Source organism: Amycolatopsis jiangsuensis (genome assembly GCF_014204865.1).
Taxonomy (GTDB): Bacteria; Actinomycetota; Actinomycetes; order Mycobacteriales; family Pseudonocardiaceae; genus Amycolatopsis; species Amycolatopsis jiangsuensis.
In genome coordinates this window covers 1,342,536-1,367,785 of sequence record NZ_JACHMG010000001.1, presented here as the reverse complement: position 1 = coordinate 1,367,785, position 25,250 = coordinate 1,342,536, and the positions used below count along the sequence as shown (strand labels likewise).

10 protein-coding genes are annotated in these 25,250 nt (G+C 66.5%); 2 read left to right on the top strand and 8 right to left on the bottom strand.

The window, feature by feature from the left end:
• Position 1 precedes the first annotated feature (1 nt).
• Together BJY18_RS06065 and lanL are read left to right on the top strand one after the other, a co-directional pair.
• Positions 2–1,453 (top strand): FAD-dependent oxidoreductase, encoded by a 1,452-nt coding sequence (locus BJY18_RS06065; RefSeq protein WP_184778424.1) that lies wholly within the window; start codon positions 2–4, stop codon positions 1,451–1,453.
• 156 nt (positions 1,454–1,609) lie between these two features.
• Complete coding sequence (lanL, locus tag BJY18_RS06060) at positions 1,610–4,411, top strand: class IV lanthionine synthetase LanL (RefSeq protein WP_184778422.1); 2,802 nt, start codon at positions 1,610–1,612, stop codon at positions 4,409–4,411.
• 875 nt (positions 4,412–5,286) lie between these two features.
• Here the strand turns inward: lanL and BJY18_RS06055 are convergent.
• The 8 genes from BJY18_RS06055 to BJY18_RS06020 all read right to left on the bottom strand — a co-directional run bounded on the left by BJY18_RS06055 (position 5,287) and on the right by BJY18_RS06020 (position 25,239).
• A complete protein-coding gene (locus BJY18_RS06055; protein WP_184778420.1) occupies positions 5,287–6,429 on the bottom strand; it encodes an IS3 family transposase in 1,143 nt (380 codons plus the stop codon).
• Between the two features lie 428 nt (positions 6,430–6,857).
• Positions 6,858–8,948 (bottom strand): UvrD-helicase domain-containing protein, encoded by a 2,091-nt coding sequence (locus BJY18_RS06050; protein WP_184778417.1) that lies wholly within the window; start codon positions 8,946–8,948, stop codon positions 6,858–6,860.
• Between the two features lies 1 nt (position 8,949).
• Positions 8,950–10,530: a protein kinase domain-containing protein gene (locus tag BJY18_RS06045; RefSeq protein ID WP_184778415.1), complete on the bottom strand. Its 1,581-nt coding sequence runs from the start codon at positions 10,528–10,530 to the stop codon at positions 8,950–8,952.
• Positions 10,530–11,303 (bottom strand): DISARM system phospholipase D-like protein DrmC, encoded by a 774-nt coding sequence (drmC, locus tag BJY18_RS06040; RefSeq protein WP_184778413.1) that lies wholly within the window; start codon positions 11,301–11,303, stop codon positions 10,530–10,532. Before drmC ends, BJY18_RS06045 begins: the two co-directional genes overlap by 1 nt.
• Positions 11,300–13,198, bottom strand: a complete 1,899-nt coding sequence (drmB, locus tag BJY18_RS06035) for an MrfA Zn-binding domain-containing protein (RefSeq protein ID WP_184778411.1) — start codon at positions 13,196–13,198, stop codon at positions 11,300–11,302. The genes drmC and drmB overlap by 4 nt, the downstream gene beginning before the upstream one ends.
• Positions 13,195–16,989 carry a DISARM system helicase DrmA gene (drmA, locus tag BJY18_RS06030; RefSeq protein WP_221457587.1) on the bottom strand — a complete coding sequence of 1,265 codons (3,795 nt, stop codon included), beginning with the start codon at positions 16,987–16,989 and terminating at the stop codon, positions 13,195–13,197. The genes drmB and drmA overlap by 4 nt, the downstream gene beginning before the upstream one ends.
• A gap of 65 nt (positions 16,990–17,054) precedes the next feature.
• Positions 17,055–21,104: an Eco57I restriction-modification methylase domain-containing protein gene (locus BJY18_RS06025; protein WP_184778408.1), complete on the bottom strand. Its 4,050-nt coding sequence runs from the start codon at positions 21,102–21,104 to the stop codon at positions 17,055–17,057.
• Between the two features lie 106 nt (positions 21,105–21,210).
• A complete protein-coding gene (locus BJY18_RS06020) occupies positions 21,211–25,239 on the bottom strand; it encodes an Eco57I restriction-modification methylase domain-containing protein (protein WP_221457586.1) in 4,029 nt (1,342 codons plus the stop codon).
• Positions 25,240–25,250 lie beyond the last annotated feature (11 nt).

Below are 25,250 nucleotides of genomic sequence, written 5' to 3'. Positions count from 1 at the left end.
CATGGATCAATCGGCACACCCCGAGTTCGACGTCATCGTGGCCGGCGGCGGGCCCGGCGGGGCGACGGCGGCGACGCTGCTGGCCAAACGTGGACACCGGGTCCTGTTGCTGGAGAAGGAAAGGTTCCCGCGCTACCAGATCGGAGAGTCCCTGCTGCCCTCGACCGTGCACGGGGTGTGCGAGATGCTCGGGGTCTCCGACGAGCTGGCCCGCGCCGGGTTCCCGGTCAAACGCGGCGGCACTTTCCGCTGGGGAGCCAATCCGGACCCGTGGACCTTCACCTTCGCGCTGTCGCGGAAGCTGGCCGGGCGCACCTCGACGGCCTACCAGGTCGACCGTGCGCGGTTCGACCAGATCCTGCTGGAGAACGCGCGCAAGCACGGCGTCGACGTCCGCGAGGAGCACGAGGTGCTCGCGCTGATCGAAGAGGACGGCCGGTACCGGGGCGTCCGGTTCCGCGACGATTCCGGCGCGGTGGCCACCGCCGCCGCGCGGTACGTCGTGGTGGCGGCGGGGAGCTCGACCGCGCTGTACAAGGGAGTGGGCGAACGAGTCTATTCGGACTTCTTCCGGAACGTCGCGGTATTCGGCTATTTCGAAGGCGGGAAACGCCTTCCCGCGCCGAACGAAGGCAATATCCTCTGCTCGGCCTTCGACGACGGCTGGATGTGGTACATCCCGATTTCGGACACGCTGACCAGCGTCGGAGCCGTGGTGGCGAGCGAGCGGGCGGCTACGATTCAGAAAGACCGCGAAGGCGCTTTGCACGGTTTCGTCGACTCGTGTCCGATCGTGCGCGATTATCTTTCGGAAGCGCGGCGCGTGACCTCCGGGAAATACGGTGAGGTGCGGGTGCGCAAGGATTACTCGTACCGCAGCACCCGATACTGGCGGCCGGGGGCGGTCTTGGTCGGGGACGCCGCGTGTTTCGTCGACCCGGTGTTTTCCACCGGAGTCCACCTGGCGACTTACAGCGGTGTGCTCGCCGCGCGATCGATCAGCACCGTCCTGTCCGGGAGCCTGCCGGAAGCGGAGTGCTTCCGGGAATTCGAACGGCGGTACGCCCGGGAATTGGAGGTGTACCACACGTTCCTGCAGGCGATGTACAACATCAACGAATCGGAATCGTCGTACTTCTGGGAAGCGCGCAAGGTGCTCGGCACCGACCAGCCGGACGAGGAGGCGTTCGTCGACCTGGTCGCCGGGGTGTCCGCGCCCGGCGCGTCGCGGTTCGGGGACGCGCTGCGAGACGCGACGCGGCCGGAATCGCTCGACGAGGGGGACGCCGTGTTCGCAGGCGAAGGGACCAGATTCCTCGGTTCCGTGCTGCGCGAGGCCGGGGATCTCCAGTTGCGGGCGGTTGCCGGCGAACAGGACGAGCCGGAGCCGGGAATGTTTCCCGACGGGCTCGTGTCCTCGGCGGACGGTCTCTCCTGGGAACGCCGCGCCTGACGGGTCCAGTGATCGGTATTTTTTTCGCGCGCGAAATTCGACGGGAACCGGCCGCGCATTCGAAGCGGCCTGGACGAAGTGGAGGCCACAACGGATGAAATGCTTGAGCGGTGGACCGGGCGCGAGCGGATTTCGGCCGGAGGCACGGTGAGCGGGGTGCCGAGGCCGGCGGATTTCCGGGAACTGCCCAGCGTTTTCGGTGCCGTCTGGAGGCTGGGCGGTCAGCCCGTCCCGCCCGCCGATTCGCCTTATGTCCGGGTGCTGCGCGCCCAGGCGTCCGGGGACGCACTCGACGTGGAGTTCGACGAGATGTGGTGTCACGTGCGCCCGGACGGCGCGTCCCATCCCGTGCAGGGCTGGAAGATCCACGTCTCCGCGACGACCGAGGCGGCGGCCGAAGTGCTGGACCGCTCGGCGGAGGTCCTGCTGCGGAACCGGTGCGTGTTCAAGTTCGCGAGTTCCCCGGACCGGCTGGCCCTGCTCAATTCCGCCCATTATCCGAGGCAAGGCGCGGCCAAGTTCATCACCTGCTACCCGCGTGACGACGAGCATTTCCGGCTGCTCGCCGAAGAGCTGCACGAGGCGGCCGAAGGACTTCCGGGTCCCCTCATCCTCTCCGACCGCGCGTACCGGCCGGGAAGCCCGGTGCACTACCGCTACGGCGGTTTCTCGCCGCGCCGGATGCTGACCAATGACGCGGAACTGGTCGGAGCGCTGGTGGTTCCCGGCAGCGGAACGGAACCGGTGCTGGTTCCCGACCGCCGCGAGGCCTGGTTCGCCCCGCCGCCGTGGGCGCGGGATCCGCTGGCGGACCCCGCGGCGCCGAGCGCCGCGCCCACCGGGCCCGCTCCGCGGGTCGAAGTGCTGCTGGGCGGCCGGTTCGCCGCGGCCGAGGCGATCCGCCACTCCAGTCGCGGCGGGGTGTATCTCGCGACAGACCGGGAAAACAGCACCGGCGTCATCGTGAAACAGGCCCGCCGGCATGTCACCGGAAACTCGGGAAAAACCGCGCAGACGGCGCTGCGGCACGAGGCCGCGGTGCTCGGGGAACTCGAAGCGCTGGGGCACACTCCGGCGAAGCTGGCCCTGTTCGAGCAAGACGGGGATCTCTTCCTGGCTGAGGAAGAGATCGAGGGAGCGGCGCTGCGGCGGTGGGTCCGCGAGCACAGCGGGGTCGTCGGCGCGCAGACGCGTCGCGAGCCGGGCGTCCCGCTGCTTGCCGCGCGCGCCATCCTGCGGCAGCTGGCGGACGTGGTGGAATCGGTGCACCAGGCCGGTTGGGTGCTGCGCGACCTGAGTCCCGGCAACGTCATGGTGCGGCCGGACGGCACCGTCGCTCTGGTCGACCTGGAGTTCGCCGCCCCGGCCGGCAGCGACGCGCAGCCGGGCGGCACACCCGGGTACGCCGCCCCGGAACAGCTCGACGGCGCCCCCGCGGCCGCCGCGGCGGACTGGTACAGCGTCGGCGCACTCGGGTTTTTACTGGTGATCGGCACGGACCCGGTGTTCCCGGCGGACAGCCCCGAGCCGCGTCCGGCGCGGGACCGGATGTCGCCCTGGCTGGCAGCTGCGAACTCGGCGGGGGCTGTCGCGCTGACCCCGTTGATCATGGGGCTCGTCGATCCTGACCCGCAGCACCGGTGGACCGGCGGCGAGATCCGCGCATTTCTCGCCGCCGAGACGCCAGCGGCGCGGCCGGCGACGCCCGGTCACTGGCCGGATTCGACCGCGCGGCGGGTGCTCGCGGACGGCCTCGCCCACCTTTGCGCCACTTTCGACCAGCAGAACACGAAGCACGGGCCGTGGCCGAGGACTTGCACGACCGGGTTCGTCGACCCGGCCAACGTGCAGCACGGCGCCGCCGGTGTGCTCGCCGTGCTGACCACTGCCTTCCGGCAGCAGCCGGACCAGGGACTGCGCGACACCGTCCAGACGGCTTCGCACTGGTTGCGCGACTACGTGGCGACGGAGTCCCGGCGGCTTCCCGGTCTGCACTTCGGCCGCTCGGGCACAGGCTGGGCCATGCACGACGCCGCCGGAGCGCTCGGCGACCGGCAGCTCGCCGACGCGGCGGTCGCACTGGCCAAACAGGTCCCGACCGACTGGGAAAACCCCGATGTCGCGCACGGGGCCGCCGGAGCCGGGATCGCGCAACTGCGGTTCTGGCAGGCGACCGGCGACCCCGAATTCCGGGACCGGGCCCAGTCGTGCGCCGAAGGTCTCGCCGCCAGGGTCGTCCGCACCGGAGACGGAATCCGCTGGCCCATTCCCGCCGCATTCGCCTCGCGGCTCGCCGGGCTGACCCATCTCGGATTCGCGCACGGCACCGCGGGAATCGCCTGTTTCCTGCTGAGCGCAGGACTGATCTGCGACCGGGACGACTGGGTCTCGCTCGCGGCCGACGCCGGCCGTAGCCTGGTCGCCGCCGCGGTCGGCGCGGACGCCACCGCCGCGTTGTGGCCGTCCTCCGCGGACGACGACAGCGATCCGATGGAACACTGGTGCAGCGGATCGACCGGTGTCGCGACATTCCTCCTCAGATTGTGGGAGGCGACCGGCATCCAGGAATTCTTCGACTTCGCCGACCGCGCGGCCACCGCCGCTTACCGGCGGCGGTGGCACGCCTCCCCAGTGCAGTGCCACGGGCTGGCCGGAAACGGGGAATTCCTGCTGGACCTAGGCGACGCGACGGGCGACCTCCGCTACCGGCAATGGGCCGAAGAACTTGCCTCGACCGGCTATCTCCGGCACGCGCTGTTCGAGGGCAAGGTGCTGATCCCCGACGAAACCAGCGTCGGATTCGGCACTCAGTACGGTGTCGGCATGGCCGGGTATCTCGGCTTTCTCCTGCGGCTGAGGTATTCCTTGCCACGACAATGGATGGTGGCGACGCCAGCACCGCGCCGGCACCGGGGCGGCGGTGCCGCCCCGGCGGAACTGTCGTCTGAATTCGCGTGATTCCACCACACAAGAAAGGGAAAACGGAATGGTCACGACCGACGTTTCTCAGCTGCAAGTTCTGCCCGAGCGAGAAGCTCTACCCGCCGGCGCGCATGTTGCCTTGTCGTGTCACGTAACCTGCCCGGTCGACACGAGCGACTCGCTGCCCAGCGACAACTGCCTGGGCTGATTGACCAGCACCCGAAACCGGAGGAGCGCGGTTGGCCACGGTCAACCGCGCTCCGCCGGATCTCTTCCGCGGCAAGCCGGCAGCGGATAGTGCTCGGCCACACCGGCCGCCGCGCCGCCGTGTCCCGCCGCCCGCCACTCGCCGCCCGTCGCCCGTGCGGTCCGCGGCAGTGCGGGTGGGTGTCGTGAGTGTTTATCCCGATTCGAGCCAACACTCAATTGGTTACCTACCTGTGACCTGGGCATGCAGGCAAGGGAACCCGGCACTCGCCACTGCGACTGGCCGCAGCGTCAAGCATCGTTGATCAATATCTAGCCGCCTGCTGGCGACCCCGGCAGGCGGCTAACCTTCCTGGCGCAGTCCCCCCGATAGTGGATCGCCGTTCTCGCGCTAGCGCCTGTTTGATGTGCTGAACAGCTAAGTTTCTGGCTGGCGTTGTTGGTGCGGCGTGTCTTAGGTCAAATAGATGAGGTCTCCGGTAGACCGATCAACGACCAAGCTGATCAAGAACACCGGAGACCTCGTGCCCAGCTTAGCGGCGACGGGGTGAGCCGACCTGACCGACGCGCAGTGGGCGATCCTGGAACCGCTGCTGCCCGTCGGCAAGAAGCCCGGCCGTCCACCACTGTGGACCAAATGATGCGCCCCGGGTCTGGTGCAGGTTGGTCTGCCCCGGGTTTCGTGGAGTCCGGTTGCTGGATTGTCATGCCACGATGGTTGCTTTTTCGTACTCTACTGGACTGAGCCAGCCGAGGCTGCTGTGGCGTCGTTGGCGGTTGTGCCAGATCTCGAGGTACTCGAAGATCGCGTTGGCCAACTCGACCCGCGTGCGCCATCGGTGGCGGTCGAGCAGTTCGACCTGCATGCGCGACCAGAACGACTCCATCATCGCGTTGTCGTAGCAGTCGCCGACGCTGCCCATCGACGGAACCAGCCCGGAGTCCTTCGCGCGCTTGGTGAACGCCCACGATCCATATTGGACTCCCTGGTCGGAATGAATGATCGTGCCAGACTGCGGCGCCCGGTTGTCGATGGCCATGCCGAGCGCGTTGGTCACCAGGGCCGCGGTGGGCGAGGAATCGATAGACCAGCCCACCACGCGACGTGAGTAGACATCGAGAACGACCGCGCAGTAGACCTGGCCCTCGCGGGTGCGATGCTCAGTGATGTCTGTGAGCCACTTGCGGTTCGGCCCCGCGGCGGTGAAATCACGCTTCACCAGATCCTTGGCGATCTCATCGGGCTTGGTGCGCTTCCACCGCGGCCGCCCCATGGCGCCGACCAGACGGGCGCGGCGCATCAGCATCTCCACCGCCCCGTGACCGACCTGGATCCCCCGCCCCAGCCGCAGCTCGGCGTGCACGCGGCGGGCACCGTAGCGCCCCTGGGAGTTCTGGTGGATCTCGGTGATCAGATCGGTCAGCCAGGCATGCCGGATCGATCGGGCTGACGGTGACCGCGATCGCCAGGCGTAGAACCCCGACTCCGACACTCCCAGCACCCGGCACGCGAGCTGGGCCGGCAAACCCTCCTCAGTCATCGCCGCGATCGCGGCGTAGCGGGCTTTTGGGCGCACCGCCTCCTTCAGCAGCTCGGTCGCTCGCCGATGCACCGCCAACTCGCTCTCCAACTCGGCGATCCTCTTCTTCGCGGCGGTCAGCTCGGCCTTCTCCGCGCTGGTCAACCCGGACTCCAGGCCCCGGTCGATCCGATCCTGTCGCCGCCAGCTGTAGATCGTCTGATCGCTGAGCCCCAGATCATGCGCCACATCGGCGACCTTGCGGCCGGCCTCGATCAGGTCCAGCACCCTCCGCCGGAACTCCGGCGGATACCCACGTCGTCCCATACCACCCTCTCAAGATCAAGTGGCATAAGAATCCAACAAACAGACTCTGTCAAACCCGGGGCAGACCAGTCACCACACGGGCACGGCACCGGAGCACCGGACGGTGGCCGCTGACGAGCATCGCCGCGCATTCCCTGCAATCGGCGAGCGACCGATACCATCAGGCGGTGTTAGCCATGGACCGATATAGAGATAACCCCACGGATCTGAAGATTCGTGGGGTAAAAGAGTGTCCGAGGACGATCTTGCTCGTTAGCCACACGCTTGCAGCTGGCCCTTTGAACGACGTAGTTTTCCCGCAGAAGCCAGCCCGTCCGTGTGGCTCTGGCCTACTGCCGGCGGAAGCTGACTCCACGACCGTATCGGGTGTTGATCGAGAATGGTGCTGAGCTTGGACATGATTGACCTTTCGGCTCGGGTATCCGTGGTCAGGCCAGGGCCGTCAGGAACGGGCTCGAAGCTCCGTGCCAGGAGACTGACAGCTGCTCGCGGGCCCGAGTGCAGGCGACGAACAGCAGGCAGCGTTCGCGTTGCATGTCGTGTTCATGGGTGATTTGGTCCTCTTCGGCCGCCGTCACGGCGTTGGGCAGTGGCACCTGTCGTGCCCCGGCTCCGACGACCGCGAGGCAGCGGAATTCGAGACCTTTCATGCGGTGCATGGTTCCCACCGACACCGCATCCTCCCCGGTCGATGCGCTGGCCAGTGCACGCACCGGTATGCCGTCCTTGCCGAGGGAAGCCTCGGTGGCGGTGACCAGATAGTTCGACCGGGCGGCGATCCCGATCTCGGCTGGGTGCACCCCCGCGGCGATCCAGTCGGTGACGGTCTTCGTCAGATTGGCGAGTTCGGTGTCCCAGTTGCCGAAGCCCTTGAGTTCAGGCGTCATGCCGTGCACGTCGGACCGGCAGCCCGCGATGGAGTCGAGCCCGCCATCCATGTCATCGATCCGTTCGCCACGTATCAGGCCGAGGCTCCAGGCCAGAATCTCAGCGGTCGTCCGGTAGTTGATGTTCAACTTGCTGGAGCGTCCCGCTATCGCGATGCCGACGTCTCGGAAGCTGACGCGGCTGTTGTAGATCCTCTGATGCGTGTCACCGGCGAGGAAGAGATCGTCGGGCGCCTGGGGCACTGCGGCACGCAGGAGCCGCCAGTGCACCGGGCTGAGGTCCTGCGCCTCGTCCACCACGATGTGGCGGTACGGTTTCTCGAGCCGGTCGTTGAGAAGCCGTGTTGCCTCGATGCAGATGGTCTCGTGTGTCGAGAGGTTGCGACGACGCAGCTCCTGCCGGAATTCCCAGATGACCTGCCAGACTTGGGCTTTCTGCCGGGCCCCGAGCCTGCGTCCGCGGCCCGTGCGATCGGCGGCGCGATAGTCGTCGGCATCGGTCACTTCCTGGGCAAGCACCACCTGGCGCCACTCTTCGGCGAGGAATGCCTCGCTGAAGTGCGCGCCCGCTTTTCGCGCCGCCGAGCGCCACAACTCCTTTTCTTGATCGGACCGCAACAGCAAGGGAGCCCCGTGCTGTTCCCGGTAGATCTGGTGTGAAAGTTGGTCGACGTGGCGGATGTCGATGTGGTCGAGGACGCCGGGCGAGTCCGCCAGGAGCTTGAGCCCTGCGCTCAACGTCGCTGGGAGAGTGGAGATGTAGGTGGTGACGAGTATCCGCCCCGCCCCGGCCTGAGCTAGGTTGTGCGCACGGTGCAGGGCTACGACGGTCTTGCCAGTGCCCGGTCCGCCCTTCACCTGCGCCGGTCCGGAGAATGAAGATTCGGCCAGACGGCGTTGCTGCGGGTGCAGGTAGACCCGCCAAAGGTCAAAAGGCCGCTCGAACATGACCATCAGTTCCTCGGGGCCGTCCACCAGCACCACGCGGTCGGTGCTGCGCTCGACCGCTGCGCCGATGTCGGAGGTGTCGACCTCGCCCGCCGTGGTGAACGCGCCGACCTCGGCCCACACCTCCTCCGGTGAGAGCCCCGCCGCCAGGCCGTACAACGCGTCCCACTGGTTCTGCGGCAGGAACGACTTGGAGGCGTCAAGCTGGACCGGGTCGGTCAACGCCCGCGCGAACTGCAAGGTCTGCTCGTCGATTCCCAGTTTGCGCAGTTCTGCGTCTTTGACGCCGTCGAAGAGGCGGGCCGGAGCGCTCGCGGCCATCTGCGACAGCGCGGGGAGCGTGGCGTCGATTGCCTCGGTGTCGCGGATCTCGATCCGCCCGGTCGCGGTGTTTACCGACGCGGTTCTCCGTTGCGCCCATGCGTAGGCGTCGTCGTGTGGCAACACCTTGAGCAGCGTGTAGCTGTCCCCGGATTCCGGCGCGAGCACGACACCACGCCAGAACTGGTCGATCCTGATCGTGCGGAAGTGGTCGTCGCGGGCGTTGGTGATCTTCTCCAGGTGCGCGCCTGCGTGCGTGGCAGCGTCGAACTTGCCGAACGATTCCAGCACCCGTTGTTGCACGGTCTTCTCGAGCTTGCTGAATTCGCGAAGGAATTCCTTGTCGATCCCCAGTTTCGCCATGTCAACGGCCTCCCTCTTGCGGTATTCCGCTCAGCAGATCGCGCACCTTCGGCACCGATGGATGAGTTGGCCCGTGAACCCGGATCAGGTCGTCGAGCAGCCGGGAGAGGGTCCGCGTGGCCTCGTCGCGTTGACCTCCTGCCAGGTGAAGCAGCCCGATCTGGCGGCGTAGCTCCAGCGGCCGGGAGTCATCGGCTCCGTAGACCCGTTGCTCGTCGGAGAGCAAGCTTTCCAGCGAGCGCACTGCGAGGCTGGTGTCACCGATCAGGGCCAGGCAGGTCGCCTCCTGCAGGCGGCAGCGGAACACGAGTTCGGAGTCCGGGCCGTCCTTCTTCGTGAAATCACGAGCCAGGTCGCGGTAGGCCGGCGCGGCGCGGCGGTACTCACCGCCTTCGAAGAGGACATTCGCCCACTCCAGGCGCAGTGCGAAAACGCCCTCGCCGGTGGGGTCCGAGGTTGCGAGCGAGGCGTGGACGGCGCCTTCGAGAACCTGCGCGGCCTGCGCGTAACGCGACTGCTTGACCAGGGATCCAGCCTCGCGGCGGGCCTGGCCGACGTCCGGCCGGCTCGCTGGTGGACGCTCGGCCGGTGTGGGGACCGGCGCCGCGGGTGTCGTGGAGCTGCCGGTCGCGATCGTGGTGTCGAAGGTCCTGCTCACGACCGACGCATACATCCGTAGCGGACTCGGAACCGCCGGCGGAGTCAGCGCTCCAGGAATGGGCCCGAGGTCGCGCACAAAGGGAAGCAGCCGTTCATACACGGATCGCGCGTCGGCCGGCCGGTCCTCCGGCTTCTTCTCCAGCAGTTCACCGACCAGCTGTGCCAGCGCACGTGGCGTGTCCGGTCGCGATGAAGTCACCGCGGGAGGGTGCTCGTCCACCTGCTTGTTCATCACAGCGTATGCGGTGGACCCGCCGAACACCTGCTGCCCGGTGAGCATCTCGAACAAGGTGCAGCCGAGCGTGTAAAGGTCACTCCGCGGCCCGCTCATGGCGGCGAGCACCTGTTCGGGAGCCATGTACGCGGGTGTCCCGATCGTCTGGCCGGAGCGGGTGATCTGTGACGCATCGGCCATGTCGAGGGCGACGGCAAGGCCGAAGTCGAGAACCTTGACGGTGCCGTCGGGTTCGAGCATGAGGTTGGCGGGCTTCAAGTCGCGGTGGACCAGCGATGCCTGGTGCGCGACGATGAGTACCGCGCACGTCTGGGCGGCGATCGAGGCGCACCAGCCAACAGACAGAGCGCCGCGTTCGGCCACCAGGTCAGCGACGCTCATGCCATGAATGCGTTGCATCACCAGGAACGGGCGCCCCTCGTGGGTGCCGACATCGAATACCGCGGGCACACCGGGATGCTGCAAGCGGGCCGTGATGCGCGATTCCCGAACGAACCGGCGCACCAGCTCGTCGTCGGGTGTGCCATCGGGGAACCGGATGAACTTGACCGCGATCTCGCGGTCGAGCTTGGTGTCACGGCCCTCCCACACCTCACCCATTCCGCCCCGCGCGAGGGGCAACGGCGTCAGCTCGTAACGTCCGTTGAGGACCGTGCGCTTGGACCTGTCTCCTCCTTGCCCCGGCATCAGAACGCCCCGTCGGTGCTCACGGACAACCGGTCCAGGACCTTCCTGGACCTCAGTTCGTCGATGTGCTCGGCGACCCGGCGGGGCGCGTTGCCGCCGCGGACGAGCAGCCCCGCCTCGATGTTCTTGGCGACCCCCGACTGCGTCAGGTTCGCGCTGGAGACGAGCAGGACACGGCGGTCGGCGATGGCCAGCTTCGCGTGCATCTTCGACCCGGGCTCAGTGCGTTGGGTGACCGGCCAATGCCAGAGGATGACGCCGGAAATCTTGGCAAACGCCGCGGCGGGTTCGGACCCGGCGAGTGCGCTGCGCGCACCTTGCAATGTCTCGACCACGGCCGATACCTCGACACCACGGGCCACCGCGTCCTCGAGCGCGGAGCGGATGTCGTCGTGGGGTTTGGCGGAGTAGGTCATCAGCACCAGTTCGTGCTCCGCGCTTTTGATCACCTCCACGAGAGCCTGTGCGGTGGCCCGCACGGGTACCGTATGGCTGCTCGGTCCGCTCCAGACGGTCTCCACGGTGACCGCGGAGGTCAGTTGCTCGTGCCCGGTCGCGAGGCCGCGGAGGAACGCCGCGGCCTCGCCGGAGGCCAGGCCCGACTGCTCGCGGGCGGCGAGCAGCGGTGCCGCGGCGCCGGCGAAGGGATGGCCGAGCCAGTCGAGAATCGCACCTGCTGGCCAGCCGGCGCGAAGACGTTCGGCCACACCACGCAGGGTTGCGGACCCGAGCTGCGAAGCCGATGCCGCGGCGACCTGTTCGAACGACGTCACGGCAGGTCCGGGAACAGGGCGAGCGCCGGGTCGTCGATCGGCAGGACGAACCGCCGGTCCAGAAAGCGATTACCGCGCTCGCAGGTCGTCTCCGACAGGAACAGGCAGACATGGCAGGCGGCCCCGTGCAGGTAGTCCGCGGGAGGTTGGGGGAGCCGTTCCTTGCAGAGCGGATCCGACGAGCAGGTCATGCCCTCGTTCAATGCCCGCCGGACCAGTGGGACGAGGCGCTCGGGCTCGGCTTGGGACACCAGACCGCCGAGGCTTCCCTCGGCGTCCGGTACCGCCGTGTAGATCAGGATTCCGGTCCGCGGGTCGTCCTCGGTACCCGCGTACACCCGTTCGGACAGACTTGCGGCGCTATAACCGCAATCGAGTGCGATCGTTCCGAGCAGCAGATGGGACAACGTGTGCAAGGCGATATACCGCGCGCCCGGCCAATTGCGCATCGGATCGAATGAGCCGGGGATCCGGTCCGAGTACCGGTTCTTGCGGAACTCGGCGTAGGCATCGCGATGGTGCGTGAGCGCGCTCGATCCGGCGATGCGGCTCTCCCAGTCGTCGAGTACCTGTTCCGGAATGTTCAGGAAGATGCCCTCACCGCGCACCTCGCTGGCCGGCACCCACTTCGGTGTTTCTCGCGCGAGCGGCGCAGGGGAGACGAGTTCGGGGTCTTCGGGATCCGGCGCGTCGAGTCGCGTGAAAGCGACCAGCGCGCGCACCTCGCGGAGCCGTTCGACCTGAACGACGTCGCCAAAGATCGCTTTCAGCGGATCGGGAACCCCATTCGGGTCGCGGTAGAGTGCGAAGTCGTCGGTCGGTTCGGGCAGCTGCCTGGCCGAGAACACGTCCCACTCCGCGGTGCGCAGGTCGGGATAGCCCTGGGGTTGCGGGTCCTGCGCGCTGTCCTTGCCGGCGCGAACTGCTGCGACCGCTGCTTCGATCTCGTCGTCGGACCACTTGCTGAGCTCACGAAACGCGGGCACGTTGTCCCTGGCGTAGGGATACATCGCCTTCGGGACCGGCGAGACCGGATCCCAATGCTGCTCGATCTTGGCTTCCAGCTCGCTGGCGCCGCTGCGCGGGACAGCGATCGCCGAATACACCTGAGGGAACCACTGATTCGAGGCTCCGACGACGAGCACCTTGGGATCCTGGTCGCATCCCTCGGGTTCGAAGATGCCGAGGTGTGCGTGGCGGCCGCGGCACCGTGGCAGGTTCGGAAGGTTCCGCACACCAGTGGCCTGGCGCATGTTGCGGCGTTCGTTGCAGCTCAGGCAGCGAATCTCGACGTTGGCGCCGATATTGCCACCTCGGTCGTCCATCTGCATACGCGGGTGGCTCGCCTTGGGGCACGGACCGCCTTGGTGCACGAAATGCGCGTACGGGAAGTCGTCGAGATGCCCGGCGGTGCAGGCCAGCACGAACCGGGCGGGCACCGCCAGCGGCTTCTTGCCCGAGCGCTTCTTGCCGCACAAATCGTGGAAGAACCGCGCGTCATGAGGCCTCTTCGGCAGGAAGTTCTCGAATCCGAACACCCGGGAATCCAGCGGTCCCAGCTCGTTGCAGGCCGTGCACCGCAACCAGGTGGGGAACGGCATGATGGGAACGCCGACGCGGGCGGCCGGCCCGCTGGGTTCGGTATCGGTTCCCGGCATCCAGGGAGCGGGCTTCAACTGTTCGACGAAGCGCATGCCGTGATGGGTCTTCACCGCGGCGAGCAGCCGCGGCTCGGCGATCGGCTCCCATTCGGGCACGTTGTCATGCCGCCAGTCGTCCAGACCGCTGACCAGCACGGAGAAGTTGGGCAGATCGACGAGCGCGCCCACCCCGGTGGTGAACATCAGGTGGCTGGGGCGGACGGCGCCGACTCGCCGCCGGTACTGCGCGGTCATTTCGTTCCTCGCCTTCCGCTGGTTTCGGGCAAGGCAGAGTCGCCCATCTCGTCGCCCTCGGGGGCGTCGTCGTCGGTGGTCTCTCCGTCCGGAGGTGAAAACGACCAGTCCGGCGCGTTGTACTGCGGGTCGAAGAACTCACCTCCGCCAGGCAGCAGGAGGTTGATCTCGTTCTCCGTTTCCCGCATCGAGAGGCCGACCGTGGTGTCGCGCCATTTAACTTCGCCGGGCTTGGTCAACAGCCCCAGCAGATGCTGCTTGCGAAAGGTCGCCTTCTCGTAACCGAGCCGGGTAGCCGCGGTCTTCGCCTGGGTCCAGATGTCGGCGAATCGTTTGATCCGTTCGCTGAGGTAGTCACGGCCACGCTCGCCACCGATCCGCTCGGCCCGGGCCAGCATACGCGCGGTGAGCCGGTCGATCATGGTGTCGTCGAGGTCGACGTCGTGCGCATCGGTGTTGCGCGAGTTCCGTTCGGCCATGTTGCGGACGGCCGCGACGAATGTGGCGGTGGTGCCACGGTCCAGGGATCGCCGGGTGTAGGGCGTGACGGACAGTGCTTCCACTTGGCGATAGAACGTGGCGTGGTAGTGCTCGAAGTCTTCGAAGTGCGCGAGGTCGCGTGGGCGTGACCAGTTGTACAGGGTGACGACGAGGCCGGGCCGCCGCGCGTCACGACCGACGCGGGAAGATGCCTGGATGTACTCCGCGGTGTTCTTCGGCTGCCCGGTCACCACCATCAGACCGAACCGGGTAACGTCGACGCCGACCTGCAGCATCGACGTCGCAAGGACGACGTCGACCGGTACCCGGTCACCCTGACGCCGGTCCATCATGCGTTGTGCCAGCGGATGGGGTTCCAGCCGGTCCTTGCTGCGGAGCGACTTGCCGCGGTTGGCGCCGATCACGTCGCTGAGGTTCTGGTTGATCGCGCGCCGGCGGGCGGTGGTGTCGATGTCGGGGTCGAACCCGATCTCCAGCCGTTTGAGCACGTCGCTGATATCGCCGGAAGAGATGCGGGAGGTGAGCTCCTGAATGGCCAGCATGGCCGTGGACCCGACGATCCGGTCGGAGAGGCCCTTGCTGCGCCCATGCCGGCGTACCCGGGTGGCCACGTCGTCGTCCAGGAAACGGCGCATGCCGGCCAGCTCACGGGTCGAGCTGAAGTAGCCCACGAGCGTTAGGTACGGATCGGCTGGCGCACCGTAGCTGTCGAACATCGTCTGACCTGCCAGGAGCAGGATTTCGGAGAGCCGGATCTCGGCGGACTTCAGGCGGACACCGTGGGCGCAGATTCCCAGGTAGCGCCGCCCGGGATTGGTTTCCGAGACGGGCACCTGCTTGGAGAAGAACGTGTCGGCGACGTCGGTGACCTGCGGCGGGAAGATCTCCAGGTCGCGCCCGAACACTCCGCGCACCTGCTCGCGGGCCCGCTTGGTTGTCGCGGTGGAGGCCACGATCTTCGGACCCACCTCATTGCCGCTCCGGGTGGTCCACGTGCACAGTTCGTCCACCGCAGCCTCGAAGAGGCCGACGGTGGTGCCGAGGGAGCCGGAGATCAGGTGCAGCTCGTCCTGGATGATGAGGTCGGGCGGCCGCAGCCGTGGTACCGGCTGGCTGACCACGGCGGCGAGCTTGTTCTTCTTGTTGTGTTTGGCTTTGCACTGGGTGCGCTCGTCGAGGTCATCGTGGCGGTATCCGTGCCGGGGGCAGTATTCGCGAACACGGCCGAAGAGAATGCCGGCGTATCCACGCCACGGCAGCTGCGCGAGCTTGTCCACGGTCGCGATGACCAGGCTCGGCGCGTAACGGTAGATCTCCTCGTCCACCGTCAGAATCGGTAGCCCCTCGTCCGACCGGGTTCGGGAGAACGGGCAGGCCGTCGTGCCTTCCGCGTTCGGGCAGTGCAGCAGGATGCGCCGGGTGTCCTCGTCGGGGTAGAGGTCTCGATGGGCCTCGAGCTTGGTTCCGCACCACGGGCAGGACAGGGTTTGCAGTACGTTGGCCCGCTTGCCCTGCCCGGCCTCGCGGGCCTCGGCGATCTGATCGCGGGCCTGGTCGAAATAGTTGGGGGAGACCGAGCCACCGACCCACAGCCCGATGCGGAACGGCTCGGCGCCCCAGCTTCGTACGTCCTTGCGCCGGATCACCTCGGCGGCGCACACGAGCGCCGCGGCGCGCTGGAACTGTTGTGCGGTGAGCAGGCGGAGGGTGTAGCGCATGAGCACTGCGACGCCGGCCATCCCACTTCGCGCGGCCTCGGCCGTGCCGACCACGCCTTGCAGGCGGCGGATGGCGAAGGTGTAGGCGGTCAGACCGAGGTAGGCCTCGGTTTTGCCGCCACCGGTGGGGAAGAACAGCAGGTCGACGGTGGCATCCGGGTCGGCCGCGCGTTCGGGGTGGTCGGGGTCGGTGATGGACGGGAGGTTCAGCAGGACGAATGCCAGCTGGAAGGGCCGCCACGACGCGGCTTCCGCGCCCTGCGCCTGCACTTGGGCATCGGCCTCGGTGTAGCTGACGTCCGGGTTCTCGCGGAGCCGGGAGATTTCGGTGTGGCGCCGCTGCAGTGCCATGGCACGGTTGGCGAAGTGGAACGCTTGAAGCGCCTCCGCGTGCCGGGGATGGCCCGGGTCGGTGAGCAGAGTGATGCCGGCGCTGATACGCCGATGCGCGGTGCGCGCCCGGAACAGCGCGGCTTCGGCCGCTTCCTGCAAAGTGCCGGGCAGGGTGGCGATGTCGGTTTCGCGTTCGTTCAGCCAGCCGGTGTAACCGTCGACGAGAGGCGTGAGACCCGCACGAAGCTGTTCCGGGGACGCCTCAGCAAGGGCGTCCATGGACAGCTCGGTGCCTTCCAGCGGAGTCCCGGGGCCGACCTGAGCGATGGTGGCGGGCACGTTGTAGGTGGGCAGCCACTGGGTTTCCAGCTTGTGCGCCCGGCGCAGCCGGTGGTCGTCGTGCGCGTGCACGGCGACGTTCTGGCCGGTCGCGAACTTGAGCTGATCGCGGTAAAGGAGCCGCAGGTGCAGGTCTTCGCGGTCTTCGACGGCCGGGTTGGGGTCGGTCATCGGATCGTCGATGGGCAGGAACACCGGGGCCCCACCGTCGAGCGCGGTCAGAGTCAGCTTGGTCTGGAAGATCCACGCGACGTCGGCTTTCGCCTGCGGCTCCTGCTGTCCGTTCACCAGCGTCACGTTGACGGTGCGCCGCTGGTCGTGCGTGCGGATTGCGACGGAGAGGTATACGCCGGGCTCACTGAGGTCGGCGGTGGTGGTGAGCGGGACCTGGTAGTCCTGTTCCCCGTCAAGGCGAAGTTCCCGTTCGAACTCGACCGGTTCCCGCGCCCACACCGTGCGTTTGCGACCCTCGGTGTCTTCGGTCTCGTGCGTGAAGTAACGCCCCCAGGACGCGGTCACAGCAAGCACATCGGTGTCCGCGCCGACGCGGAAGTACAGCCCCATCGACGACGCCCACAGACGCCCCAGGGCTTGTGGTGTCAGGATCTCCGGCAACTCGGCGCCGTCCTCGCCCTTGGCATCGCCGTGCACGCCGACGTCGGTGTCGGTGACCGAGTCGGCGGTTTCCGCGGTCGTCTTCGGTGCGGCCTTGGGGCCAAGCATCCCCACCAGATACCGCTCTCGGGGCCCCATCGCACGCGGCCGGAACTCTTCGGCAACACCGTCCCACGGTCCGAGCAGGTCGCGCTCGACGAGTGACTGGAACTCGTCGCGCACAGCGAACGACGTGCTGTCGCCGAAGGTCTGCGGGGTGTCCAGCGGCGTAGGTGTCTCCGGCACAGCACCGGAAGCGCCCGGTGTGTTTTGCTCGCCACGTGGGTCCGGAAAGAGGGCGTCTGAGCCCATCAGAAGATACCCCCTTCGGTTGCCTTCTTGATCTTGCCAGAACGTCGTTTCTGGATGTGGAGGCCTTTCGCGACTTCCTCGGCGTAGCGTTCGTGGTTGAGTTCGAGGAGGCTGTCGAGGATTTCGCGCTGTGCCGCGGGGCCGATGGTGTAGCGGGTCTCGCGGCCGACCTGGTGGAAGCCATGGTCAAGACCGCCGACAGCTGCGATGCGGTCTTCCCAGTCGTAAGCGCGGACGGTGGCTTCGTCGATCTCGCGGTGGATGCGGCGGAGTTCGTTGATGTCCTCGTCGTGGCAATCAGGATTGAAAACGAGGTTGTAAGTCTTGGTCAGGCCGGTCTGGCGGGAGAGCATCACATCGCGCCGGTAGGAGTCGAGCCGGTCGCCGAGCTGACGGAGGTCGTCGGTGAGCGGTGGTAGCGGCAAGGTCTCGAAGACATCGCTTGGTGAATAGTTGATGTCTGTCTTCATCGTCGAACTTCGACGGACCGTCCACCAATAGTGTGGGCCGCTGGACAGGAGTGCGAGCATCGCCATGTCATCGGTGGCGAAGACCGCCAGCTTATGCGCGAAGACCTGGCCGGTCGGCACCATCATCGGCATCACCGTCTTGCTCACGAGCGTGATTACTACGACTCGGGCCAGCCCTACGATCGCCGCGTACAGTTCTGGGGCAGGACGTGTGAACTGCCACCAGAGCTCGCGGCGATGCTTGTCGTTGTTCTTGGCTCTTACCGGTCGGACCAGACGTAGAACCTGGGCGTAGCACTCGGTGTAGGATTTCGCGCGGCTTTCTGTCCAGTTGTGGAAGTTGATGACCCACCGGCTGGCTGCGCAGTCCGGATCGGAGTTGAGGTCCTGGCCGTTGAGGTAAGGGAAGAGTACTTCACTATTCTTCGGATCGCGTCCGATCAACCTGTCGGCTTGCAGAGGGGGCATCGTGAATCCAAGACCAAGAATATTCGAGCCCTGAAATGAGATCCCTCCGTTGATTGCTAATTTTCTGGGCGGCGCGATCACTCGTGAGGAAGGTTCGAGTCCTGCTGTCAACCCGATAGTTGACCTGACGTTGGCGTGCGATGCCCAGACGACGCAGCACTCCAGAACGGAGCTTCGTGATGGCCAGGGCATACTTTTGATTGCGTTATAAATGGTCAAGCCATTCGCCGCGGCCTGGTCGAGCCCTACTTGCCGGGTGTCGCCCTGCGCCAGGGTGTTCGTAGCGACTAGCCCCAGTGTGCCTGTGTCATTGATGAGCTCGGCGGATCTGAGGACGAAGTATGCGATGAGGTCGGCACTGCCACGTACGCCATGGGCGAGCTCGTGGACGAGATACTCCCGGTAAGCTTCGCCGAGCGCGCCGGTTAGCTTCTGGCCACCCAGGTACGGCTGGTTTCCGATGACGGCGTCGAACCCGCCGCGGTCGTCAAAGACCTCGGGGAATTCGAGAGGCCAGTGGAATGGTCTGCGCCCGAACCCGATCTCGGGCGCATCGGTCGACAACCATCGGTGCGCTTGGGTCGCAGCGTGGTCGTCTTCGAAGTCGCGCAGTCTGTTGTGCGACAGCCGAGCCGCTTCTGACGCGCCGTTCGATATGCCTCGTGCCTCCCGTTTTGCATTCGCCAGCGCTGAGGCGACCAGGAGATCGGCGTTGCGTCGCAGTTCGGCTGTGTCCTTGTGAATCTCTTCGAGGAGTTTGCGTTTTTCGGCGAGCCGGACGAGGGGATTGTCCCGGACGTCGATCTCGATAACCTGTCGCCGAGTGTCCGCGACCTTGGACATGAGAGCCTGGCCCGGCGCGACCCACTGAAAGAGGTCATGGTGCTGCTTTCGACCCTGTTCCGGATCGAGGTGCATGTGCCAGAGCTGGTCCAGCGACCTGACACCGAGTAGCGAGTCGCCGGTCTTGAGCCGGTCGTCCAGGAAGGTGAACGGAAGATCGGGGTCCATGGAGATCAGCCACAAGGAAACCTTTGTGATCTCGACCGCGCTGGGGTTGATGTCCACCCCGTAGAGGCAGTGTTCGATCACCTGCCGTCGCGCCTTGATGATCACGGGATCCTCGTCGGTGTCTCCGACAGCGCGGGAAAGCTGGGAGAGCAACGCTTGTTCGTGGCCTTCTCGTGTCCACGCTTCGACGAGACGTTCCGCTAAAAAGTGTGCCGCGGACACCAGGAACGCTCCGGAACCCATCGCGATGTCGGCGACCTTGAGCGCGAGGATGTCGTTGCTGCGCTTCAGAACCCACTTGGTGCGGTCATTCGTCTGCAGGGACCCCGGCGAGTAGACCAACGGCTCAAGGGCGTCTTTGACGACGAGCTCGGCCAGGTGCCGCGGTGTGTAGTGGGTTCCCGTCAGCCGTCGCAGCGGAGAGTCGGTGACGAACAGTTCGCCCGGCCGGATCACGATGGGCAGACCACGAAGGTCGTCGCGGATCAGGCGGGCGAAGGGCATGAGCCGGTCGGCGAGTTCGTTGTCGCCACGGGTTGCTGCGAGCAACCTCCTTCGCGTCTGCTCGCGCTCCACAGCGGCGAGCGGTCCGAGCTTGCGTTCCAGGACACGCGGCGAGCCGATGCCGGAAGTTTTGTACTCCTGTGAGAGCCGAGAGCCCAAGACAGACGCCGTCGCCGACTCAGCGGCGAGCGCTTCGAGGTCGGCAAGTGCAACCTCTTGCTCGTAGCCCTGCTTACCGATCAGGCTGACGGTGACCTCGCCGGCGCGGAAGCCGTTGTGGGCGAGGAGTCCCTCGTATACGTAGCCGATTTGCTCGACCTGTAGCTCACGGAACGAGAGCTTGCGTCGTTCGCGGGTGCTCCTGGTGCCCGCCTCGATGAACTGCACCGCACGGAGCATGTGCAGGATCGTCCGGTCATCGATGGAGCGAGGGAACCAGGCGGCAGACGTGGTGTCGAACAGAGACCCGTCATGCGGATTCATCGTCAGCCGAGGGTGGTCGATTCCGTAGTAGACGGCCTCGAACAGTGCGAGAAGCCGATGCCACGCCGCGAAGCTGTGCTCCAGGTCGTCCTCACTGGACTCCAACGCGCGCCGCTCCAGGTCCCCGCACAGACGCCCGACCGAGTAGGAGGCCGCGTAGAGCTCATTGTCCGAGGGCAGCATCTTGCGCTCTTCGGCGAACAGAAGGAAGACGATGCGCATCATGACGGTGACTGCGGTGCGGTAGACGTCTTTGGCGTCCACCCCCGTCAATCCGGCCTCGCCACGTTCCCGTTGCGCTGTGTCGGCGCGGCCGATCGCTGACACGAGAAGCTCAACGGCTTGACGGACCTGCACACCGAGCGCCTCGGTGATCTCCTCCTGGGAACCTTCGCTCGCAGCCAGCAATGCGACGATCTTGTCCGATTCCGGAACTCCGAAGAACCGCCGTCGAGATAGCAGAGAGACGAAGGCGCGCACCACTTCGCGCTCGGCAGCATCTGGCCAGCCGATGGCATCGAACGTTGCAGTGGTGGCGACTTTGCCGTTCCGAGCCCACACCAGAGTCCACCACCGCCCATCTGTGACGAGGCCCAGCTGAACTTCGCGTCTGCGGCACAAGTGCACCAGGCGATCGACCGAGTTCGCCGCCCAGTCGTCATCGGCGATTCGCGCACTGGGGTGCTGACCGGGCGGGCAGACCAGGCCCACCAGTTCCGTGAACGCCGGTTCGGCTTCCTTATCGGGACGGACCAGTGCGAACGTTGGCACTACGTGGGCTTCGTGTTCGGGAACTTCGATCGCCAGCGATGCGAGCCCGTCCGCGCCCGCCCACCGCAGGCCATCGTCCCAGCCGAGAAGCGCACCGAGCACGTACTCGATCCACGCCCGCTGCCGGTTGGCCGGATCGGCCTGCCACACCTTGTGCTCGAGCCGTAGTCGATCGCGGGCCGGCTTGTCCAACGACTCGAGCGTCGGCCACGCCTGCCGGAGTACGGGCAGGGAGAGGAACGGGCCTTCGACATCGACCATGCCCAGCCAGTCACGATGTTGCTGTGCGCCCTCAGGCGCACGACGCTGGCGGGTCAGTCTTTGCCGGGTGCCAGAGCTCATCGGAGTATCCAGTCTGGCAGGGCAGTGGGGCACCGTGGTGTGAAGTCAAGAACGGTGGTTGTCAGGGCAACGAATTCCACCGGTGCGCTCGGCACGATGCGCTCCATCAGAAGAGAGTCCCTTCGTCCGCCTTGGGTTTCCGCGCGCCCTTCTTCTTGTCCTGCAGGCCCTGCGCAACCTCTTCGGCGTAGCGCTCGTTGTTCAGTTCGAGGAGGCTGTCGAGGATTTCGCGCTTTGCCGCGGGCCCGACGGTGTAGCGGGTCTCGCGGCCGACCTGGTGGAAGCCGTGATCCAGTCCACCGACAGCTTCGATGCGGTCTTCCCAGCCGTAGGCTCGGACGGTGGCTTCGTCGATCGCCCGGTGAATGGCCCGGAGTTCCTCGATATCCTCGTCGGTGCAGCTCGGGTCAAAGGCCAGGTTGTAGGTCTTGGTCAGGCCAGTCTGGCGGGACAGCATCACGTCACGGCGGAAGGTATCGAGCCGGTTGCCGAGGTGGCGGAGTTCCTGAGTGAGTTCGGGCAGGGGGAACGTCTCAAAGACATCGGATGGGGTGTAGCGGAGATCGGTCTTCATCGAGGACCCGCGCGATTTGGCCCACCAGTAGTGCGGTGCGCTCGACAACAACGCCAGCATCGCCGTGTCGCCGGTGGCGAAGACAACAACTTGCTCTGACATGACCTGGCCGGTCGGCACCATCACCGGCATCACGGTCTTACTCACTCGCGTGATCACCACGACCCGCTCCAACCCCGCGATGGCTCGAACCAACTCAGGCGTGCGCTCTGCGTATTGCCACCATCGTTCGCGTCGCGGCTTGCGGTTGTTTCGATCTCGTTCCGGCTTCACAAGCCGCAGGACCTGGTCGTAGCACTCGCGGTAGGTTTTCGCGCGGTCTTCAGGCCAGTTGTGGAAGTTGATGACCCATCGGCTCGCTGAACAGCGCGGGTTGGAGTTCAGGTCCTGGCCGTTGAGATAGGGGAACAGCACGTCGGCATTACGGGTATCACGGGCGACGAGCTCATCGGCTGCGGCCGGTTCCATAGTGAAACCCATTCCAAGCACATAGGAGCCGATGAAGGAGGTGCCGCTGGTGGTCGACAGCCTCGCTGGGTTGCCAGTGGCCCGGGAAACTGCATCGAGGGAGGGGGTTATGCCGGGTACAACGACACCGTCGGCGAGACGCTGAGCCTTGTCGTTGAGCTTGGTGCGGCTGGTCCACACCGCGCAGAACTCCAACACCGCCGACTTCGAGGGCCAGGGTTGACTCTTGATGGACTGGCGGATCGTCGTACCGCCGGCGGCAATTTGATCGAGTCCGACCTCGCGGGTATCACCTTGGGTCAGTGTGTTGGTGGCGATCAGGCCGGTCTGGCCAGTCGGAGGCAAGACCTCGTGGGCTCGGAGCGCAAAGTAGGCGATCAAGTCGGCGCTGCCGCGTACACCACCGCCAAGGGAGGTGACAAGGTATTCCCGGTAGGCCGTACCCAGTGCGCCGGTTAGCCTCTGTCCCCCCAGGAACGGTGGGTTGCCGATGACGGCGTCGAAGCCGCCTTGTGCGAACACCTCCGGGAACACCAGGGGCCAGTGCAGCGGTTCGCGTGGAAACGAACCGGAGGGAAGGTCGGTTGCCAGCCACTGGTTGCGTCGGGTCTGGGCTTTTTCTTCCGCAGCACCGGAGGCGATCTGGTCGGCCAGGCGCTTAGCTTGGACCACCAGGTTGTCCCGGTCGCGCGCGTCCTCGTCGGCGAAATGCTCCCGCAACTGCGCATTGCGTGAACCGGTCACCTTGCGGCTGCCGGCCAGCGCCGCACCCACAACGAGGTCAGCGAACAGCCGCAGCCGGTTGGACTTTTCCTCCGCCTCCCGCAGGGCTGCTCGCTTGGCCTGTAGGCCGGACAACGTCGAACCATCCATTTGGGACAGTCGCTCCCGGATATCGGCGACCTCGGCGACCAGAGCGGGAACTTCGGCGGCCCAGCCGAACAGGTCGGCCTGTTCGCGGCGTGCCCGGCCGACGTCCAGGTCCATGTACTCCAGTTGCTCGGTCGAGGTGATGCCCAGCAGCGAGTCGCCGGCCGCGAGCCGGTCGTCGAGGAAGGTGAACGGGCGCTGCGGGTCCATCGACACCAGCCACAACGACAGCTTCGCCATCTCCACGGCCATCGGGTTGATGTCCACGCCGTACAGACAGTGCTCGATGATGGCGCGACGGGCCTTGATGATGACCTGGTCGGTTTCCGCCTCACGCTCGGTGCCGGACGGTGTGTAGTCGCGAACCGCGGGATCGTCTTCGCGGGTCCAGGCCTCCATCAGCCGGTCGCCGAGGTAGCGCGCGGCGGCCACGAGGAATGCGGCGGAGCCCATGGCGATGTCGGCGACCTTCAACGCGAGGATCTGCCGCGACGACTTGAGCTCCCACTCCTCCTTGTCGGCCGTCTGCAATGGACCCGGGTGATACACGAGCGGTTCGAGTGCGCCCTCGACGATCTGCTCGGCCAGGAACCGGGGCGTGTAGTGGGTGCCGGTGTTCTTGCGCAGTGGCGAATCGGTGACGAACAGCTCGCCGGGCATGATGACGACCGGCTGCTCCCGCAGGTCCTGCCGGATTATGCCGAAGAACGGCAGCAGCCGCTCGGTCAGCGAGTTGTCCCCGCGCGTCACCGAGAGGAGTTTCCGGCGGGCTTCCTCCTTGGCGCCCTGGGCCGGCGGCGCGAGGCTCCTTTCCACGGCCTTCGCGGAGCCGACCTTGTATTCCTTGAACTCCTCGGAGATCGTCTTCGCCAGCGCCGGGACATCAGGGCACTCGGCGGCCAACGATTCGAGGTCACGCAACGCGACTTCCTTCTCGAAGCCCTCCTTGCCGATGAGGCTGACGGTGACGTCTTCGGCGCGGAAACCGTCGTAGGACAGGAGGCCCTCGTAGACGTAGCCGATCTGCTCCACGTCGAGTTCGCGGAACGACAGCGTGCGCTTCTCCCGCGCGTTCCCTGTGCCGATCTCGACTTCCTGCAGGGCCTTGAGCATGTGCAGGACGGTCCGATCGTCGATCTTGAGGACCTGCAGCCACGGGAACTGGTCCGGGGCGAACAACGACCCGTCGAGCGCATGCATCCGCAGGCGGGGATGGTCGACGCCGTTGTAGATGGCCTCGAACAACGCAAGCAGCCGGTACCAGGCGGCCGAGGAGTTCTCCAGCTCCGTCTCCGAACCCTGCAGTGCCTGGTCCTGAAGGTCCGTGCGGAGCCGCCCGGCCGAGTACGCCGAGGCGTAGAGGTCGTTGTCCGAGGCCAGGAGCTTGCGCTCCTCCGCGAACAGAACGAACACCACGCGCATCATCACGGTGACCGCGGCCCGGTACACCTCTTCCGCGCCAGCCCGCTCCAGTCCCGGCTCGCCGCGCTCGCGGGCGGCGGTGTCGGCACGGCCGAATGCCGCCACCAGCATTTCCACGGCCTGGCGGACCTGCACGCCGAGCCGCTCGGTGATGTCCTCTTGCGAGTCCTCGCTCTGATGCAGCAACGCGACGAGCTTCTCGTCGTTGGGCACACCGAAGAACCGCCTGCGGTTGAGCAGTGAGAGGAACGCCCGGACCACATCGCGCTCGGCCGCCTCGTTCCATGCGACGGCGTCGAAGACCGCTGTGGTGGTGACCTTGCCGCGCGGCGCGGAAACGAGCACCCACCAGCGTCCGTCGGTCACGAGCCCGAGCTGGACCTCGTGATGGCGGCACAGCTGCGCCATCCGGTCCACGGGCGTCGCCGCCCAGGCTTCACCCGCGATCCGAGCGGCCGGCTGCGTACCCGGCTCGCACATCAGCCCGAGCATCCGCGTCGTGGCGGGTTTGGGGTCCTCGCCCGGCTCGACGAGTGCGAACGACGGGTTGATCCAGGTCTCGTGCTCGGTGACGTCCACGCCAAGCGCATCCAGCCGGCCGAGGTCGTTCCAGCGCAGAGCATCGCCCCAGCCGAGCAGCTCGCCGAGGATGAAGTCGGCCCATGCCCGCTGACCCGCGGCCGGGTCGCCCTGCCAGGTGGTGTGCGCGAGGCGCAGCTTTTCGCGCGTCGGCTTGTCGATCGCGTCCAGGTTCGGCCAGGTGGCGCGAAGGACCGGCAGCGACAGGAACGGGCCGGTCACCTCGATCAGGC